The sequence below is a fragment of the Streptomyces sp. NPDC046759 genome (assembly GCF_040645475.1).
In the GTDB taxonomy this organism is placed as follows: Bacteria; Actinomycetota; Actinomycetes; order Streptomycetales; family Streptomycetaceae; genus Streptomyces.
On sequence record NZ_JBEYYJ010000038.1, the window covers coordinates 20,529 to 38,950 of the forward strand.

General features: G+C 68.0%; 15 protein-coding genes. 8 read left to right on the forward strand and 7 right to left on the reverse strand.

What is annotated here, in order from left to right:
• Positions 1-356: 356 nt before the first annotated feature.
• The 3 genes from ABZ919_RS36215 (at position 357) to ABZ919_RS36225 (ending at position 3,795) form a co-directional block, all read left to right on the forward strand.
• On the forward strand, positions 357-1,967 hold the full coding sequence (locus ABZ919_RS36215; RefSeq protein ID WP_361256902.1) for a GMC oxidoreductase: 1,611 nt from the start codon (positions 357-359) through the stop codon (positions 1,965-1,967).
• 98 nt (positions 1,968-2,065) lie between these two features.
• The gene (locus ABZ919_RS36220; RefSeq protein WP_361256760.1) at positions 2,066-2,860 is read left to right on the forward strand and encodes an alpha/beta fold hydrolase; all 795 of its coding nucleotides are present in this window, start codon (positions 2,066-2,068) and stop codon (positions 2,858-2,860) included.
• Positions 2,861-3,129: 269 nt separating this feature from the next.
• A complete protein-coding gene (locus ABZ919_RS36225; protein WP_361256762.1) occupies positions 3,130-3,795 on the forward strand; it encodes a hypothetical protein in 666 nt (221 codons plus the stop codon).
• Between the two features lie 93 nt (positions 3,796-3,888).
• Here the strand turns inward: ABZ919_RS36225 and ABZ919_RS36230 are convergent, their stop codons facing one another.
• The 5 genes from ABZ919_RS36230 to ABZ919_RS36250 form a co-directional block, all read right to left on the reverse strand.
• Positions 3,889-5,169 (reverse strand): DegT/DnrJ/EryC1/StrS family aminotransferase, encoded by a 1,281-nt coding sequence (locus ABZ919_RS36230; protein ID WP_361256764.1) that lies wholly within the window; start codon positions 5,167-5,169, stop codon positions 3,889-3,891.
• 3 nt (positions 5,170-5,172) lie between these two features.
• Positions 5,173-6,273, reverse strand: a complete 1,101-nt coding sequence (locus ABZ919_RS36235; RefSeq protein WP_361256767.1) for an AIR synthase related protein — start codon at positions 6,271-6,273, stop codon at positions 5,173-5,175.
• Positions 6,270-7,268, reverse strand: a complete 999-nt coding sequence (locus tag ABZ919_RS36240; protein ID WP_361256770.1) for a Gfo/Idh/MocA family oxidoreductase — start codon at positions 7,266-7,268, stop codon at positions 6,270-6,272. Before ABZ919_RS36240 ends, ABZ919_RS36235 begins: the two co-directional genes overlap by 4 nt.
• 80 nt (positions 7,269-7,348) lie before the next feature.
• Positions 7,349-10,579 carry an AIR synthase related protein gene (locus tag ABZ919_RS36245; RefSeq protein ID WP_361256773.1) on the reverse strand — a complete coding sequence of 1,077 codons (3,231 nt, stop codon included), beginning with the start codon at positions 10,577-10,579 and terminating at the stop codon, positions 7,349-7,351.
• Between the two features lie 43 nt (positions 10,580-10,622).
• Positions 10,623-11,207 (reverse strand): GNAT family N-acetyltransferase, encoded by a 585-nt coding sequence (locus ABZ919_RS36250; protein ID WP_361256776.1) that lies wholly within the window; start codon positions 11,205-11,207, stop codon positions 10,623-10,625.
• Positions 11,208-11,538: 331 nt separating this feature from the next.
• Between ABZ919_RS36250 and ABZ919_RS36255 the strand changes: the two genes are divergently transcribed.
• The 5 genes from ABZ919_RS36255 (at position 11,539) to ABZ919_RS36275 (ending at position 16,310) form a co-directional block, all read left to right on the forward strand.
• A complete protein-coding gene (locus tag ABZ919_RS36255) occupies positions 11,539-11,976 on the forward strand; it encodes a maleylpyruvate isomerase N-terminal domain-containing protein (protein WP_361256905.1) in 438 nt (145 codons plus the stop codon).
• A gap of 326 nt (positions 11,977-12,302) precedes the next feature.
• Positions 12,303-12,884, forward strand: a complete 582-nt coding sequence (locus tag ABZ919_RS36260; protein ID WP_361256779.1) for a hypothetical protein — start codon at positions 12,303-12,305, stop codon at positions 12,882-12,884.
• Positions 12,868-13,221: a helix-turn-helix transcriptional regulator gene (locus tag ABZ919_RS36265; RefSeq protein ID WP_361256782.1), complete on the forward strand. Its 354-nt coding sequence runs from the start codon at positions 12,868-12,870 to the stop codon at positions 13,219-13,221. Before ABZ919_RS36260 ends, ABZ919_RS36265 begins: the two co-directional genes overlap by 17 nt.
• A 624-nt stretch (positions 13,222-13,845) precedes the next feature.
• Positions 13,846-15,072, forward strand: coding sequence for an acyl-CoA dehydrogenase family protein (locus ABZ919_RS36270; protein WP_361256785.1), 1,227 nt, complete (start codon positions 13,846-13,848; stop codon positions 15,070-15,072).
• A gap of 5 nt (positions 15,073-15,077) precedes the next feature.
• Positions 15,078-16,310, forward strand: coding sequence for a CoA transferase (locus ABZ919_RS36275; protein WP_361256788.1), 1,233 nt, complete (start codon positions 15,078-15,080; stop codon positions 16,308-16,310).
• A gap of 242 nt (positions 16,311-16,552) precedes the next feature.
• Here ABZ919_RS36275 and ABZ919_RS36280 read toward each other — a convergent pair whose 3' ends face one another.
• Together ABZ919_RS36280 and ABZ919_RS36285 are read right to left on the reverse strand one after the other, a co-directional pair.
• Positions 16,553-17,530, reverse strand: a complete 978-nt coding sequence (locus tag ABZ919_RS36280; protein ID WP_361256791.1) for a zinc-binding dehydrogenase — start codon at positions 17,528-17,530, stop codon at positions 16,553-16,555.
• A gap of 83 nt (positions 17,531-17,613) precedes the next feature.
• Positions 17,614-18,198 carry a helix-turn-helix domain-containing protein gene (locus ABZ919_RS36285; RefSeq protein ID WP_361256794.1) on the reverse strand — a complete coding sequence of 195 codons (585 nt, stop codon included), beginning with the start codon at positions 18,196-18,198 and terminating at the stop codon, positions 17,614-17,616.
• Positions 18,199-18,422 lie beyond the last annotated feature (224 nt).

Consider the following 18,422-nt stretch of genomic DNA (forward strand, 5'->3'; position numbering starts at 1 on the left):
CCGCGGAGAAGCGCCTCGCCGGCACCGACACCGGCACCGGCCGAGGACTCCGCGGCGCCGGAGGGCCCGAACCGGCCGCGTCCCGCCTTACGCCGCCCGGCCCGGCGGACGCCTGAAGGCGCGTCAGCGGGCCGTACCGTGACGTCCTCTTTTCCGCGGACGGGGCGACCCCCGGGCCGGCTTCGGCGGGCCGGCCCGCCCGATCCGGATGTCCACGACGGCGTTTCTCGCGGTCTCCACCTGGTTCGTTCCGCCCGGGCCGTGCCCCTACGGCCGGCCTTCCCCTTTCATCCTTCCTCTCCCCGAAGTTCAGGAGACACAGCGTGATTGCACACCAGCCCCTGTCGCGCCGCCGCATGCTCGGCCTGGCGGCCTTGGGCGCCGCCGCACTCGCGGGGCAGACCACCATCACCGCCGCCCCCCGGGCGGCCGCTGCCACCGCAACCAGTGGTTCCGGCGGTACGTTCGTCCCCGCTGTGGTGGTCGGCACCGGTTACGGCGCGGCCGTCTCCGCCCTGCGCCTCGGCGAGGCAGGGGTCACCACCCTGATGCTGGAGATGGGCCAGTTGTGGAACCAGCCCGGCCCGGACGGCAACGTGTTCAGCGGGATGCTCAAGCCCGACAAACGCTCCAGCTGGTTCAAGACCCGCACCGAGGCCCCGCTCGGCTCCTTCCTGTGGCTCGACCTCGCCAACCGGGACATCGAGCCCTACGCGGGTGTACTGGACCGGGTCAACTTCGACCAGATGTCCGTCTACGTGGGACGCGGGGTCGGCGGCGGTTCGCTCGTCAACGGCGGCATGGCGGTCACGCCCCGGCGCTCGTACTTCGAGGAGGTGCTGCCCCAGGTCGGCGCCGACGAGATGTACACCAAGTACTTCCCGCGCGCGAACTCCACCCTGCGGGTCAACACCGTCGACCCGAGCTGGTTCGAGCAGACCGACTGGTACAAGTTCGCGCGTGTCTCGCGCGAGCAGGCCTCGAAGGCGGGTCTGAGCACCACCTTCGTGCCCAACGTCTACGACTGGGACTACATGCGCCGTGAGGCGGACGGTGCGGTGCCCAGGTCCGCGCTGGCCGCCGAGGTCATCTACGGAAACAATCACGGCAAGGTCTCACTCGACAAGAGTTACCTGGCGGCCGCCCTGGGCACCGGCAACGTCACCATCGAGACCTTGCACCAGGTCAAGGCGATCCGTCAGCAGAACGACGGCACGTACCTGCTGACCGTCGAGCAGAGGGACCCCGACGGCAAGCTGCTCGCGACCAAGGAGGTCTCCTGCCGCCACCTCTTCCTCGGCGCCGGCAGTCTCGGCTCGACCGAACTGCTGCTGCGCGCCCGGGAGACCGGCGCTCTTCCCCACCTCAGCTCCGAGGTCGGTGCGGGCTGGGGCCCCAACGGCAACATCATGACCGCGCGCGCCAACCACATGTGGAACCCGACGGGCAGCAAACAGTCGTCGATCCCCGCCCTCGGCATCGACGACTGGGACAATCCGGACGCCTCCGTCTTCGCCGAGATCGCCCCCATGCCGGCGGGGGTCGAGACCTGGGTCAGTCTTTACCTGGCCATCACCAAGAACCCGGAGCGCGGCACCTTCGTCTACGACGCCGCCAAGGACCGGGCGGACCTGCGCTGGACGCGGGAGCAGAACGCGCCCGCGGTCGCGGCGGCGAAGTCGCTGTTCGACCGCATCAACAAGGCCAACGGCACCATCTACCGGTACGACCTCTTCGGCAAGCAGATCAAGGCCTTCGCCGACGACTTCTGCTACCACCCGCTCGGCGGCTGCGTCCTCGGCAAGGCCACCGACAACTACGGACGTGTCGCCGGATACCGGAACCTCTACGTGACCGACGGCTCGCTCATCCCCGGCAGCATCGGCGTCAACCCGTTCGTGACCATCACGGCGCTGGCCGAACGGAACGTCGAGCGCATCATCAAGGAGGACGTCACAGGTTCCTGACGAGCTGTCGGCGGGGCCCGCTCGCGCCGCCCCGCCTCCTCCCTGCGAACGCCCCGCCACGGTGGGCGGTCCAGCCGAAACCGAGAAGGAACGATTCCGTGTACTCCCCGCTCACCAAGGACAACGGCCTGTGGATCCGCAGGTTCCACCCGCGCCCCGACAGCCGCGTCCGGCTGGTCTGCCTGCCTCACGCGGGCGGCTCCGCCAGCTTCTACTTCCCCGTGTCCCGGTCCATGCCCGGCACCGTCGACGTGTTGTGCGTGCAGTACCCCGGCCGCCAGGACCGCCGCAGCGAACCGCTCCTGGACTCCGTACCGGCGCTCGCCGACAAGGTCTACGAGGCCCTCCTGCCCTGGACCGACCGGCCCCTCGCCCTGTTCGGTCACAGCATGGGCGCCTCCCTCGCCTACGAGATCGCCCGACGGCTGGAGCGGGAGCGGGACATCGTGCCCGCCGCCCTCGTCGTCTCCGGCCGCCGTGCTCCCTCCGCGCACCGCGACGAGACCGTCCACCTGCGCGACGACGACGGCCTCGTCGCCGAGATGCGCGGCCTCAGCGGCACCAACCCCCAACTGCTGGGCGACGAGGAAGTCCTGCGCATGATCCTCCCGGCCATCCGGGCGGACTACCGCGCCGCCGAGACCTACACCTGGGAACCGGGGCCACCGCTGCGCTGCCCCGTGACCTGCCTCGTCGGCGACGAGGACCCGAAGGTCACCGTGGAGGAGGCCACCGCCTGGTCCGGGCACACCGACGGCCCCTTCACCCTGAAGGTCTTCCCCGGCGGTCACTTCTTCCTGGCCCAGCACCAGACGGAGATCGTCCGTCTCATGGCCTCCCGGCTGAAGGCGTCCGACCAGCCAGGCGGACCGGCCCGCTCCGTCGCACCGTGAGACCTCGCACGGCGCGGCGATCCGGCACCCGTGCACTGCCCCAGACCTGCGAGGCTCCTTCGAGCCCCGCGCCGCCGGAGCCGTAGGACCGGCTCCTGGTCACAACGCGGTGGTGGGGCTCGACGTCCCGCAACCACGGCACCGGCGCCCTGGTCGTCTCTGTCGCAACCCACAGCCTGACCAGACGATCCGCTAGATTGACGAACAGTGGGACAGGGGACGACTTGGGGGCGGGAGCGATGAATCGGTGGCCTCGGATGCTCCGCCTCTTGCGTACTCCTGCCGCGCGGATCTGCATCTCCGTGCTGATAGGTGCTGTGGCCGGGCTGGTTGTCTTCGGGGTCACCCGGCTGTCCGGACGGAATCTGTTCGTTGTCACCGGCGCCTTCGCCGGCGCGGTCAGTGTGCTGGCCTTTCAGGTGTACGGGCGTGCTGCCAGACTGACCGAGGTACGTGTGTCGGTGCCTCAGCTCAGCGAGTTGACCTTCGTGGTGAACAACGAGGCGAAACAGGTGGCTTGGCGGCTGTTCGTCGAGACCGTCACTCGGGTGTCGACCCAGCCGCTCGCCGATGACGAGGGGCTGCTGCGGGAAGCCCTGACCTCGCTGTACGGCCTGTTCGGCACCGTCCGGGAGGCATTGAAGTCCACGCGTCCCTCGGTCCAGGCCAGGGGCGAGCAGACGGTGGAGTATCTCGCCATCACCATGCTCAACCGTGAGCTGAGACCGTTCCTGTCCACCTGGCACCCCCGGCTGAAGGCATTCGAAGAAGACAGTCCCGACCGGCCCGAATCGGAGTGGCCGCAGAGTGCGGACTGCCGGGCGGAGCTCCGCGTCGTACAGGCCGATCTGCGGGGCTACGCCCTCGGTTTCGCACGGCTGGCAGGCGTCAAGAACGCCATGGTGTTGGTGGGCGGTGCTCCGCGGGGAGAATGACCCACAGGGGTGGGAGCGTCCGCAGCAGATCGGCGCCATGACCGCCGTACCCCGGCCATCCCCCGGAGCGTGGCAGGACCGGGACCACTCGTGTCACATCAATTCCCGCCAGCGGGCGGTGACTTTGGCGAAAGCCTCCCCATATTGCGCGATCACTGTCGAGCAGTCGCCGGAGAACGTCGGCAGGCTCATGAGCTGCGGGTAGACCTCATCCGCTGTCGGGCACTCCCACAAGGGCGGCTCCGATGCGGCAAGGGTTTCCGCCCACGGCAGCGCCAGGTCGCGGCCGATGCTCCTGGTCATTCGGAAGAGGGGAAGGCCGTGCAGAGGCGGAGAACCCGGCTTCTTGACCTGTACGCCCTCTGCACGCAACGCGGTCATGAACCGTGCGAGCGGAAGGCCGCCGAGTTCGTGCGCCGCGTAGCGGGGCTTGTATCCGTACCAGCCGCCTCGGGTCATGCCGGAGGCAGTGCGCGGTGGATGGACTCCCGGGACCGGGGCGAGGACCCCGCTGAGTGCCTCGAGATTCACTCGGCGGCGCTCATTTCGGTCGTCGAGGCGCTTCAGTTGCTCCAGAGCGATCGCGGCCGCGAGCGGATGCATCCGGTACTTGTGTCCGAAGCCCGTGTCCACGAATCGCCGCAGGGAGTCGTCGAGCACCTCGTCCTTGGCACGCCGCCCGAAGTGCCCGAGCATGAGGGCCCGTTCGTAGACCTCCCGTGACCGGGTGATGAGGATTCCCCCTTCTCCGGCAGCGAGCGCCTTGTGCCCTTCGAGGCTGAAGCAACCGACTGTGCCGAAGGTGCCGACCTTCCGCCCGTCCACGGTCGCCCCGTGGGCATGCGAACAGTCCTCGACCAAGGGGAGCCGGTGACGTGTGGACAGGGCCACCAGCGATGCCATGTCCGCCGGGTGCCCCCACATGTGCGTCACCACGATGGCTCGGGTACGCGGGCTGATGCGGGAGCGCACGGCGTCCGGGTCCACCGTGAGGCTGACCGGATCCAAGTCGGCGAAGACCGGTGTGGCGCCCACTTGGAGCAGAGGTGTCACGGTCGCGAGGAACGTGTACGTGGGCACGATGACCTCGTCGCCCGGGCCGAGGCCGAGCCCGAAATACGCTGCGTGCAGTGACGAAGTGCCCGAGTTGTGCGACAGCGCGAACGGTGGCATTCCATCCGTGGAGTGATAGGAGGCGAATGCGTCCTCGAAGTCGGCGACTATTCCGGAGCGGTCGTAGATCGACAAGACCCGGCTCTCCAAGAGACGGGTGACCGACGAGATCTCTTCGGGGCCTACATACGGCCAGTCCTGCTGCCAACGGGCCGTCACAGCCGGCGACCCGCCGTGCAGAGCCAACGAATCACCTGTCACGCTTCACCCCTTGACGTCCAAGTCCTTGATGAACTGGGCCCATGCCGAGAGTGCGGTGTTCTGACGGAGGTTGTCATCCCAGAACGGCGGGATGTCAAAAACCGCCCGTTCCGTTCGCAGCCGGATCCCAGGCGTCGCGGTGACCTCCCCGATCACGTGGAGTTCGGCGCCGTGCGCTGCGAACTCCGCCTGCGCCTGTGCCACGTGTCCTGGGCGCACCGTGAAGGCGTGCCGCATGGGCGAGTCGTAGCCGGGGTCGAGGGCGAGAAGAAACGGGTACGCGCCGAGCTGCTTGAGATCCGGGTCGACCCTGCCGAGGAGGGCACTGTTGCGCCGGACCGCCAAAGACACGGGCAGCTTGTCCGCGCTGATGGTGCAGCCCGCGTCGTTACGCGTCCCCACCGTGTACAGGAACTCCACCAGACCGTCGCTGAGATCCATGCCGGAGGTGAACTGGCCCCGCTCTGCCACCGCCGTGACCGCGGATGCGGCTCCGACCGGCATCGACTTGTAGGTTCGGAACTTCCGCTTGTCCTTGTCGTCGATCAAGTCCGTCAGGTCGTGCCGCCGCAGGAGGTATTCGAGCCAGCCGAGGCCCAGTTCACCGGTCACGACGATCCGGTCGCCGACTCGTGCACCCGACCTGCGGACGATCCCGTGCCTGGGGACCGTGCCCCAAGCACACCCGACGGTTGCCAGGTCTCCGTTGTGGAAGTTGCCACCTTCGTAGACCGCCCCCATATGTCGCAGCACGTCGTTGATGCCGTGACCAATGGCCTCGACATGCGCGGTGTCCGTCTCGGGAGGCGCGGCGAGGGCCAAAGAGAATCCCCGGCACCTGCCGCCCATGGCGATCACGTCGTTGCAGGTCGTTCCGGCGATCCAGCGACCGTAGAAGCGATAAGGATCCAAGGAAGTGTCGGCGTGGTGGATGAAGTACGGCTGGTCCAGCGAGTACACCAGGTAGGGCGCGTCAGGATACCCGGTGATGTCGACCAGGTCGATGACCACGGCATCCTCGAATTTCTCGGCCTTCGCCGTACTGGCCAAAGGCCCGAGGATCCGCTGGATGAAGTTCTTCTCTTGCAGTTCCGCGATATTCACCTGAAGTGTTCCATTTCTTTCTCCTCGCGATAGAGCTTCTCTAGCGTCTCAACAGTCGCGACGTGCCGTTCGAGTGACGCGACCGACTCCTTCCCGTTCATGAATTCTTTGAGAGATCGAGTGTCGTAGCCCTTGCCGAGGTGATGCACTGTCTCCGTGGCCTCGCCTCTGGCTGCGGTCACTTCCACGATCGACACGCCATGGCTGCCCCGCCTTCTCCGCAGACGGAGCCGTCCCTGCGTCCCCGTAACGCACAACTCCTCCCGTGGATTCGTCGCGTCGAGGCCGACATCCAGGTGGAGGGCGACATGCTCGGTCACGCATCGGATGAGTGCCTGGCTCTCGACCGCGTAGGACTCGTAGCGAAAACGGACGGCGGACGGTACAAGGTCGGCGAAATTGCTGTCCAGTAGCCATTGGAGCGTGTTGATCGTGTGGTAGCCCAGGTCCAGCAGCACGCCGCCGCCGGCCAGTAAGGGGCGGTTGCGCCAGCTGCTTCGAAAGGCAGGAGCCGGCGCGACCCAGTCCCGGTACTCGATGGCCAGGAGCCGGCCCAGCCGTCCCGACCTGATGACGTCTCGGGCTGCCAGGAGGTCCGGACGGTGCACTCGCTGCTCCGACGTCGCAAGCCGGCCCGCGCTGAGGCTCCGCAGCAGCACGGCCTCATCGGCTCGGCAGGCCAGCGGCTTCTCCAGGAAGGTCGGCAAGCCTTCCTCCAAGCACATTTTGGCCTGCTGGAAATGTAAGCCGCTCGGTGAGCATATGATCACAATGTCCGGGAGCGTGCGCCGCAAAAAGGAAACCGTCAACTGTCCGGAGGAAACCACAACCGCACCCGGACCGAGGTGCTGCGGCACTCTCTCGCGGCTACTGCTGTCGGGGTCGACCACGCCCACGAGGAGGGCTCCGCATTCCTGGAGAACCGGAAGGATCGCGGTGTGGAATCTGCGGCCGCAGCCGACCACGGCCACCCGCGGGGTGGAGGGGACACTCATGGACACCGGTTTCCTTTGATCTGACCACCATGGCGTACAGCCGTCAGGCAGGGGCGTACCACGCGGCGGACAGGACGTCCTCATGGCCCATTCCTCAGTGACGAGAGGCGCTTGGCGAACGTGAGCCACTGCGAGGGCCTGTCCTGGTATCGACGCGGCACGAATTTTTCGTCCGTATAATATGGCACCCGGCGTTGCGCCCCGTCCTGCTGTCGCATCAGAACTCCCCGGTCATCCCCCTGCTCACGGGTTACTACCGAACCGATACGAATTACTGTCCCATTACCGTGTACGTCTCGTTCCACCTGTGCGGCGACCTCGGCGAAGTCCTCATGCTCACAGGTGAAGACAGTCTCCCAGTCATGACCCGCGTTGAACAAGAAAAGCGCCGGTGGCACGTTGAGTATCTCGGCCAATATGGCCGCCTCGGCCGATATGGCCGCGTTGATCGCGGATTCTTCGAGGACGAACCCCACGCCGCTCTCCCGGCCCATGATCTCCAAGCAGGCCAGCACACCGTCGCTGGTGTCAATGGCGGCTTTCAGTTTCCCCGTCCTCGTCGCGCTGCTCATCACCTTGTCCGGGAGGTAGAGCAGGTCGTACTTGGCCTCGCTCCGGATGACCGCGCGCAGGCCCGGGAAGTCGCGCACGATGCCGGCCCGGTCCATCCGGAAGTACTCCACGAGTTCCTGTGCCCATCGGGTTCCGATGCGCCGGTAGCCGCCGCTCGGGTCCGAGGCCAGCGTGATGCCCAGCGCATGCCCCCGTCGCGCCGCGTTCCGGGTGAGCATCTTCGATGTGTCCACGCACCCAATGCCCACACAACCGACGGACTGCTCCGGGCGCTCCTTGACGTCACCGCCGATGACGGCCACCCCATAGCGTGTGGCTTCCTGTACGACCGCCTCCACCAGACGACGGACGTACCCAACGGTCGCGGAGCGCTTCAGGAAGAGGTTGAGCATGACACCGACGGGGGTGGCGCCCATCGACAACACGTCGGACAGCGACTGGACCACGCTGAAGCGGCCCACGTACTCCGGTGACCGGCCTGTCTCGGCGAGGGAGCCGGGGGCCGAGTCCGTCGTGTACACCAGGCCGTAGCCGTCCGGCATTCCCTCGCAAGAGATGACGGCCGCATCGTCACCGATGCCGACCGCCAGGGTGAAACGGCTGTCGATGCCCGAGCCGTGGGCCGCGACGTAGTCCCGGATCCACTTGTGCAGGTGGTACTCGCCGACCGCGATCAGAGGTGTTTCATCCGGTACAGCGGAGAATGGTTTGCGGCTCTTGTGCTCCAGTTCGAATCGAAGCTCCATTCCTTCGTTGTCCAGCTGGATCTCACGGTAGATCCGGTCGGCCTGTTCCAGATGAGTCCGATACAGCCGCCGGTTCTCGTCGCCGGGCTGGTGAGCGGAGCCGAAGTAGCCCCTGGCCAGGGCGGCGTGTGCGCGGGCGAGGGCCGGCCGCAGCCCACGTCGGTTGAAGATCTGTCGCCCGAGTTCGTAGCTCGAAAGAGCCTGGTCCATGTGTCCGAGGAGTTCGTACAAGCCCCCCAGCGACAGATGGGAGAGACCTGTGGTGTAACTGTGGCCATGGTCCTTGCGAATCCTCAGCGCCTTGCGGAGGTATTCCTCGGCCCGCAGCAGATCCTCGCGGCGGCTGGGAACATGACGGGTCCATGCACGCCCCAGCCAGTCGTAGATCGCTGCCAGCCGGATCGGGTTTTCGAATTCAGACAGCGCCTCGAGAGCGCCTCTGGCACGTTCCGTCGGAGAGTCGGCGTGAGACTGCTGACCGTCCCGCTCGTCGATGGTTGCGTCCACGTAGGTGAGGATCGCCGACAAGTAACGCACGGCACCCCGACCGCCCTGGTGGGAGGCGAGTAGTCGCTCGGCATCGCGCAGACAGGCGCGTGCCCGCGCGTGGTCCATGCGCGCCACGTGGAGCTGGGCCAGTTCCCGCAGGCAGTCGGCAAGGACCAAGTGACCGTTGCCGTCATCGTCCCTGGAGTCCGCGAGGTATTCGGTCAGCCCTATGGTGCGCTGAATCACCAGCTCGGCGGAGTCGAAGTCGCCGCGCTCCCGGAGCACGTTGCCGAGGACCCGCCCGGCCTGAACGTATCCGGGCAGGTCACCGGCGCTCTGGAGGCGCAGTTGCAGTTCCTTGATGTCCTGCTCGATGCTCGTCGACCTGCGGTCGCCCAACTCGTATTGGAGCGACGCCAGTTCCAGCCGCAGATGCAGCCGCAGGCACTCGGTCCGGGGTTGGGTCTCCTGCGGTGTAGCCAGCAGCTCGTCGTGGATCATCTCAACGGCCCTGCGCCACTCACCGCGAAATCTCAGGGCCAGAACATGGTGATGGACCGCCGTAAGGCGCAGCGGATCACCAGCGCTCAGTTCTCGCACCGCGATGTCGTACGCCTCTGCTGCCAGCGCCGCGACGTCCGGCGCGCAGCAGAACCGTTCGACGAAGACACTGACAGGGGTTCCTTCGTTGGCTCGGACGGCGTCGTCGATCAAGTGCTCCACGCGGGCGGACGGGGCAATGTCACCTCCGTGGTACGTCCGCTCCGCAGGCACGTCCGACAGGAGACTGCTGACCGGAAAGGATGGCGCATCGACCTCCGGGACGGGCGTGTCGTCCGCGATCGCGAGGTAGACGACGCGGTCGGAAGAGGCCTCGACCAGTTCGCGCCTGACGAGGCTGTAGGGCTCTGCCGCTGAGCGCGTCCACAGCAGGACACGGGGCAGGGCGTCGCCGGACGCGTCGGCGAGTTGCGCCTTCCGTCGCCAGTGCGGCATGGCTCTGAGGAGCTGTTCGGCGAGCGACCGGTCCTCGATGTCATACAGGAGAACAGCATGTCCATCGGGCAGAGCCGCGCCGGCCGGTGCAGCGGTGCGCGAGGCCTGCAACTGTTCGTCCTCGCGCAGCAGCAGTCTCACGGTCAGGCGCAGTGTCTCCTTCCAGTGGTCCTCATCGCCGCGCCAGCCGTCCACCTCCACACGGCGGTAGGCCGAGTAGGGCTTGGCACGCGTGCTGCGAGACGGGAGACCGGTGAACACGGCGACCACCTTCTTGCCGAAGGCCTCAGCGAGATCCAGTTCCCGCTGGGCCGCCCGGCTGCCGGCGAAGGCATCGGTGATCAGGGCCACCAATACGTCGCACTCTTGGACAGCCTTCGTCATCTCCACACGGGGAGAACTCGCCCCGAAGTCGTCCTCCATGGTGACGGCCATGCCTGTGCGACGGAGTTCTTCCGCGAACCACGTGGCCCGGCCCTTCGCTGCGTGCTCGAAACTGAGGAACACTCTGAGGCGCATCCTCGCCCCCTCCGCAAGGCACAGAGCCTCGTCAGTCGCAGTCACCGTTGATGCGAGCGTGCATATGCATGTCATGCCAACCGTCGCTGTGAAGAACCTTGCTGCGCTGCGTTCCTTCGAAGCGAAAGCCGGCCTTCTGGGCCACCCGGCAGGACGCTTCGTTCGCCGTGGAATGCGCAAGGGCCAGGCGGTGCAGGCCGATGTCCTCGAAGGCCCATCGGGTCAGCTCGCGCAATGCCGCGGTGGCGATGCCTCTGCCCCGGGCCTCTGGCAACACCCAGTACGTCACTTCGGCCTCTCCCGTACGCAGGTTCGCGGTCCGTAGACCTACCCGGCCGATCAGCTCCGCGTCATGGCGCCTGGTGACGGCCCAGTTCGCCCCAGTCTCCGAACGCCAGATCCGCTGGCGTGTCGCGATCCATTCACGAGCCTCGTGTACGGTCTCGACCGAGAAGATGTGCCAGTGTCGGATCGCGGGATCCCTGAACGCCTTCACCACGTCGGCCGCGTCGGACTCCCCCCATGGCCTGATCGTCAAATCGCCTGCATGCAACACCGGTTGAGGCAGACCCGCCAGCGTCCCGGGCGCAACGGCTCGAGGTACCAAAGAGACCATGTGCTCATCGTGACAGGCACAGGGAAGCGACACGAGCGAACGCCCGAAACACACCGTCGGCCCAGATCAGACTCTGGTCGGTGACTACGGCGACACCCTCGCGGTGACGCAGAGCGGACCGCTCGATGAGCGTGACGACCACGGCCCCGCCGCCGGCCCGGCCAGGTGCGCGCCGTGCCGCCGGCAAGCACCCGGCACTCGGCAGCGGGGTCGGCCCCGTCCCTCGAACAGGTGCGTACGATACGGAACCGCAGGTGACGACGCCTTCATGCTGTCAGACCGCGTCTGAGATCTACGGCCGCGTGGGGACCGGTCAGGTAGCTTGATCGACATGGAGCAGGGGCGCGTAGTCGAAGCATTTCGTCTCGAGGCCGGAGCTCTCGCTCGGGCGATGACCGCACTCTCCCAGGCTCAGTGGCGTCTGCCGACACGGTGTGTGCCGTGGACGGTGAGCGAGTTGCCGGCACACGTCCGCGTGGTGATCGCCTGGTTGCCCGACATGTCGGTCGCACCGGCGTCGAACCGTGCCGAAGTGTCGGCAGTGCAGTACTACCGACCTGACGACCGCTTCGCTCCGGACACGAACCCGGCCCGTGTCGCGCCGGCCCAGGATCATGCGGCCCAGCACATCAACGGGCCCGCGCTCGTCGCGGATTTCGAGACCACCTGGCGGGAGGCGGATCGCCTGTGCCGGGTCGAGCCGACCGGGCGCGTGGTCCGCACCCGGCAGGGGGACCCGATGTTCCTGTCGCAGTTCCTGCTGACGTGAGTGGGCGAAGGTGCCGTACACGGCCTGGACTTGGCCGACGCCCTGGGTTCGGGGTGCGGTGGTCTTCGCCGCCACCGTTGCCGTGCTCTCCGCATGTTCCAGTGACCCCATCCGGTACTACGGGCACTCCCCATCGGACCGGTGGATCAGCTGCCCGGGCGTGTGCGGGCGGCCCGCGCGGTCCCGCTGCCACCGGGCCATCTCCGGCGCATCCAGGACCGAGTCGGGTGCGCCTGGAGGTGGAGGCGGGCCGGCCGACGATGTGCCGGGAGCAGGTGTCCGCCACGCAGGCGACGTAGACCCTGAAGGCCAAGACCTGCTTTGCGGTGGAAGAGGCCGAATCCATCGCTCGCGCGGCCGGGAGCGCCGACCTTCTCGCCTTCACCCTCGCCATCAAGACCCTGGTCCTGCTCCTCATCCGCCCCTTCGGCGACGGTGCCGCCCTGGCGACCGCGGAGGAAGCCGTGGCCATGGTGAGTGGGAAGAGAGGGTGGTGGGCCGCCCTGGCCTGGTGCATGCTGGGCCATGCGGCACGGGTGGGCGGCGATCCGCACCGCGCTCGTGCGGCCATCATCACGGCCGGCGGCGGTCCGGAACTGCCCCACCTTCAGCCCTCCATCCGCCCGGCCCAACTGGGCAGCCTCGTCAACTCCGCCCTCGCGAGCGGTGACCTCGACGAGGCAGGCCGCTGGGCGGCACAGACCGCACGTGAGGCGGACCGTCTCGGGATCGGCGGCCAGCGTGCCGCCGCGCTCTGTGCCCAGGCGGCGCTGGCCGAACACCGGGCTGACCTCGAACTGGCCGTACGACTCTTCGAGGCCGCCACCGAGGAGTACGCCCGTCACGGCTTGCTTCTGGGAGGCATATTCCCTCCTGCGTACCGCTTCCCTGGTGCAGTGCCGGGGTGAACACGCGCGGGCGGCCGCGATGTGGGAGCGCGGCCGCCAGATCGCCGCCGACGGCCAGGCTCGTCTGCTGCTGGACCTGGCCGATCTGATCCCTCCCCAGGACCCGGCACAGGAGCAGGCCGTTCCGGCCGAGCTGGCGGAGCTCGCACCACGGGACTTCGAGGTGGCGGGGTTGGTGGCGGATGGCCTGAGCGACCAGGCCATCGCGACCAGGCTCTACCTCAGCCGCCGAACCGTCGAGACCCCTCTGTCCACCGTCTACCGCAAGGCCGGCCTGCCGGCGCGGGCGGCCCTGGCCGGCTTCATGGCCCTCAGCGGACGGGCCGCCGGCGCATGACCCACCACGGAGGCGCCGCAGTCGGACGACAGGCGGGCCGGCGCAGTCCCGCCCCACCGGCCGGCTGCCGCCGTCTCACACTGCGAGGACGGCTCCGCCCGCTGGCATGACCCGGGCCATGCTGGACTGCACAACCTCTCGTGAGGTCTCCCACGGCCTGTCGGCACGGGCGGGCGGCCGGCTGTGATGCATCGAGCCGCACCACGTAGCGACCGACCGGGCCTGGTGCAGGCATGTCGCGAGAGCATGCCGGAAGCCGCCGCAGTGGGGCCTGGGCGGAGCTTGTACACACCGATGCGCTGATGCTGCGCGGACCACGCCACGACGAGTGCACGAGGCGCGCTGTCCGCGCAGCCGAGGCCGTCTCACGGCGCGCATGCGCGGGCCGACCCGCACCCGGGCCCCCGGATGAGCGCGCTGAACCTTCCCGTGCCCCTGTCTCACCGGGCTGCGGCGGGCCACTGGGGTGATACACGGTGGCAAAGGCACGCCGTAGCGGCGCGGGTCCGGGGAACCGGCCACGAGTCCTCGTTCAATCGCGCCAGAGAACCGAATCGCCGCGCAGCAGTGGGTTTCCGGGAGCGGACCTGCGAGCCATGCCCGCTGCGTTCGAGGGAGATTGCCATGAGCGGTACGACGACCTTGCCGACACCGTCCGGTCCCTACCTGGACGCAGGGCTGCTGCCCGCCGACTTCTACGCCCACGAGGAACTGTTGTCGCAGAAGGAACGGGGGAAGATCGCATCCCTGCGTGGCTTCCTGCGCACCCAGGCCGCCCCGCTCGTCGACGACTACTGGGCCCGGGCCGAGTTCCCCTTCCAGCTGGTGGAGGGCTTAGGGAAGCTGGGCTTGATGGCATGGGCCGACCCCGACTCCCCGGAATCCAGGCCGAGCAACCTCTTCTCGGGCTTCACCGCGCTGGAGCTCGCACACTTCGACGCGTCCTTGGCGACGTTCTTCGGCGTGCACACAGGTCTGGCCATGGGCACCATCCTCGCCTGCGGCTCCGACGAACAGAAGCGGCGCTGGCTGCCGGCGATGAGCCGCTTCGAGAAGATCGGCGCCTTCGGGCTGACCGAGCCGCACGGCGGATCCGACGTGGCGGGCGGCCTGCGGACGACCGCCCGACGTGACGGCGACGGATGGGTCCTCGACGGAGCCAAGCGATGGATCGGCAACGCGACGTTCGCCGACCTGGTCGTCATCTGGGCCCGCGATGTCGAGACGCAGCATGTGCTGGGATTCGTCGTGGAGAAGGACACCCCCGGGTTCACCGCGACGAAGATCGAGAACAAGATGGCGCTGCGGATCGTGCAGAACGCCGACATCGTGCTCGACGGTTGCCGCGCTCCGGAGGCCAACCGGCTGCAGCACGCGAACTCCTTCAAGGACACCGCCAAGATCCTCCGTCAGACGCGCAGCGGCGTGGCGTGGCAGGCGGTGGGAGTGATGTTCGGCGCCTACGAGATCGCCCTCAGTTACGCGAAGGAGCGCGAGCAGTTCGGTCGCCCCATCGGAGGCTTCCAGCTCGTGCAGGACCTGCTGGTGAAGATGCTCGGCAACGCCACGGCCTGCTGCGGAATGGTGACGCGACTGGCCCAGTTGCAGGACGCCGGGGTATACCGGGACGAGCAGTCCGCGCTGGCGAAGGCCCACTGCACCGTACGGATGCGCGAGAACGTCGGGTGGGCGCGGGAGCTGATGGCCGGCAACGGGATCGTCCTCGACTACAAGATCGGCCGCTTCGTCGCCGACGCGGAGGCCATCTACTCGTACGAAGGCACACGGGAGATCCAGACTCTCATCGTCGGACGTGCCGTGACCGGCGGCCTGAGCGCCTTCGTGAGGTGACGACCATGAGCACCGAATCCGTCTTCACCGGCTTGAAGGTCCTCGACGCGTCGAGCTTCATCGCGGGACCGGCCGCGGCCACCGTGCTGTCCGACTTCGGAGCGGACGTCATCAAGATCGAGCCCCCCGGGAAGGGGGACCCCCAGCGTCGGCTCAGCTCCGTGCCGCCCAGCCCCCGGGCCGAGGCCAACTACAGCTGGCACCTCGCCAACCGCAACAAGCGCGGCATGGTGCTCGACCTGAAGTCTCCGGCGGCCACCGAGGTCCTCAAGCGGCTCGTCCAGTGGGCCGACGTGGTGATCACCAATTTCCCGCACGGCACGCGCGGGAAACTGCACCTCGGCTACGAGGAGGTCTCGGGCTGGAACCCGAGCGTCGTCTACGCCGACATCACGGGCTTCGGGGATGCCGGCCCCGACGCCGGACTGCCGGGCTTCGACCTGACCGCCGCCTGGTCACGCAGCGGGCTGCTGGCCTCCACCCGGGACGCGGGAGCGCCGCCGACGGTGCCGGTCTGGGGCAGCGGCGACTACATGTCGGCGATCGCGATCTACGCCGCGATCGTGACCGCCCTGTACCGCCGCGAGCGGACAGGACAAGGGGTCAGTGTCGGAACGTCGCTGCTCGCCACAGGAGTATGGGCGACGGGAACACTCGTGGCCGGCGCGCTCGCCGGCGGCACGCCGTTCGAGCTGCACGACCGGAAGGCACCGGCGAACCCGCTGATCAATCCCTACCGGACCGCGGACGACGAGTGGTTCATGCTGGTCGCCTCACCCCCGCACTGGCCGGGACTCACGCGGGCCATCGGGCATCCCGAGCTCCTCGAGGATCCCCGTTTCGCCGGCATCGAGGGCTTCGTCGAAAACGCCGCCGCGCTGACGGAACTGCTCGACACCGAGTTCCGCTCACGGCCGTTCGCCCACTGGAAGGACGCCCTGACCCGGGAACGCATCACCTACAGCCTCATCCAGACACCGGAGGAGGCCGCACGCGACCCGCAGTTGCGCGCGAACGGCATCGTCGTGCCGCTGGCAGGGGTCAGCGGGCTGGAGTACACCATCAACAGCCCGGTCAACGTGCGAGGCGTCGAGAAAGTCCCGGCGAAGCGGGCCCCGGACCTGGGTGAGCACAACGACGCAATCCTCGCCGAGCTGGGATTCGGCCCTGCCGACATCGCCGAACTGCGCACCCAGGGAGCGATTCCCGGCCCGACGCCACCGCGGGCGCCGCGATGAGCAGGGCGCCCGAAGCGCCCGCCACCGGCCCCGTGACACGCAAGGGGACATGACACAGCGGCAGGAAAAATTGGCTCAGCCGACTCGCGACCGAGGCCGACCTGGCCCGGCTCGCATCCGCACCGAAGCCCTCCCGTGGATCACCCTCGCACCTGGGGGCCTGGAGGAGACCGGTCAGCAGCTCAGCCGCCACCCGCAAGTCCGCTTCGCTTTCATCTTCTGCAACCGTCGCTCGGAGATGGTCAGCGCCAGGTGACGACCATCTTGCCAAGGGCTTCTCCGGCCTCCATGACCCGGTGGGCTTCAACGATCTCGTCGAACCGGAAGACCCGGGTGGGACGGGCCCGGAGGGCACCGGCTGCGACTTTGGCGTAGATCTCGTCCAACGGCACGTCGGTGAGGGGGAATGCGGGGGTGCCCAGGACGAAGGCGCTGCCGAAGAAGCTGAGCCGGACCCCGCTGGGGAGATCGGTGATCGGGTCGAAGTCCCGCACCGGGTCGAAGCCGCCCAGGAAGCCTAGCTGGCACACCCGGCCACGGGGTCGGACCACGGCCAGCGAGTCGCGCAGGACGCTGTTGCCGACAACGTCGAACACCGCGTCGACGCCGACCCGTTCCCTGAGCTGGGCGGCCAGCGCGCCGTCGTCAATGAGCACCTCGGCGGCCCCGAGCTCCTTCAACAGCGGTACGTGCGCCGGGTTGCGGGTCGTGGCGAACACGGTCGCGCCGTGGTCGACCGCGAGGTTGACGGCGGCCTGGCCGAGCGAGGACGTCGCCCCCCGCACCACGATCGTCTCGCCCGGCCCCAGGTCCAGATTGCCGAACAGGCCGCTCCACGCCGTCGCGTACACCTCGGGAACCGCGGCCAGGTCGGCCCAGTCCAGCGACGAGCGGACGGCCACCACGTTGCTCGCGGGCACGGTCACCAGTTCCGCGTAGCTGCCGTTGCGGGTGCGGCCCATGCCGCCGAGGATCGCCACCACCCGGGTCCCGACGGGAAGTTCGCCGGTCGGGTCGGCCTCGACCACCCCGGCGCACTCGATGCCGGGGACAGCCGCCACCTCTCCCCAGGCTCCGCCACGCATGTATGCCTCGGCGTGGTTGAGGCCGAACGCCTTGACCCGGATCAGCACTTCGCCGTCGGTGGGCACCGGGTCGGGCAGTTCGGTGAGGGTGAGCACCTCAGGGCCGCCATGGGCGGTAATGACGATGGCCTTCATGCCGTGACTCCGTTCTTGAGCGTGTATTCAAATATCGGGGCGAAAAAGAGGGCCACCCGTGCGGTGGCCCGTGTGGCCGGCCGTCAGCCGAGAGCGGCGAAGGCGTTGTCGACGATCGCCCGCAGGAGCGCTTCGTCGGGATTCGCCTTTCCGACCACCATCAGCCCCTGGCATGTCGCGACGAGCAGCTTGGCGCTGCCGGTGCAGTCCAGCGAGGCGCGCACCTGGCCCCTGCGAATCGCATTCTCCAGCGCGTGGGTCATGCACCGTTCGAGCCGGGCCAAATGGCCGCGTACGACGGCCGCCGCCTCGTCGTCCTCGGCGGCCTTCTCGATCGCCGTGTTGACGAGCAGACAGCCTTGCCGGCCCTCGGGGCTGAGCAGGTCGCGCACCAGCCCGTCGAAGTAGCCGCGGATCTCGGCCACCGAGGCCCCCGAAGCCTCCAACTCGCCCAGCTTCTCGGGGACGACCAGCTTGGAGTAGCGCTCCAGCGACTTCAGGAACAGCGCGCGCTTGCCTCCGGGGAAGGCGCTGTACAGGCTGCCGGGTTTCACCCCGGTCGCCTTCACCAGATCCTCGATGGACGTCGCCCGGTACCCGCGCTCCCAGAACCGCAGCATGGCCACGTTCAGGACCGTGTCGGGCTCGAACTCTCGAGGTCTGGGCATGGGGCAAACGTATATGAGCATCCATTCAAGAACAACCCCTGCGATTCGGGCCGAGGGCGGATTGCGGCCCGCGATGCGGGACCGTCGCCAGTGGCGCCGGCGTTCGTCTGGGTATCGCGCCGTTCTCGTCGGGGTGATCAGTGGTCAGAAGCCCATGTACACGCATTCGGTCGCGGCCTCGCCTTGGCAGAGCTCAAGGGCTGTGAAACGCTCGATATACGGCA

What these genes read in the sequence shown, in the direction of transcription:
- ABZ919_RS36215 (WP_361256902.1), top strand. Translation starts at nt 357, where the DNA reads ATGCTCGGCCTGGCGGCCTTGGGCGCCGCCGCACTCGCGGGGCAGACC.
- ABZ919_RS36240 (WP_361256770.1), bottom strand. Translation starts at nt 7,268, where the DNA reads ATGAGTGTCCCCTCCACCCCGCGGGTGGCCGTGGTCGGCTGCGGCCGC.
- ABZ919_RS36250 (WP_361256776.1), bottom strand. Translation starts at nt 11,207, where the DNA reads ATGGTCTCTTTGGTACCTCGAGCCGTTGCGCCCGGGACGCTGGCGGGT.
- ABZ919_RS36255 (WP_361256905.1), top strand. Translation starts at nt 11,539, where the DNA reads ATGGAGCAGGGGCGCGTAGTCGAAGCATTTCGTCTCGAGGCCGGAGCT.
- ABZ919_RS36270 (WP_361256785.1), top strand. Translation starts at nt 13,846, where the DNA reads ATGAGCGGTACGACGACCTTGCCGACACCGTCCGGTCCCTACCTGGAC.
- ABZ919_RS36275 (WP_361256788.1), top strand. Translation starts at nt 15,078, where the DNA reads ATGAGCACCGAATCCGTCTTCACCGGCTTGAAGGTCCTCGACGCGTCG.
- ABZ919_RS36280 (WP_361256791.1), bottom strand. Translation starts at nt 17,530, where the DNA reads ATGAAGGCCATCGTCATTACCGCCCATGGCGGCCCTGAGGTGCTCACC.
- ABZ919_RS36285 (WP_361256794.1), bottom strand. Translation starts at nt 18,198, where the DNA reads ATGCCCAGACCTCGAGAGTTCGAGCCCGACACGGTCCTGAACGTGGCC.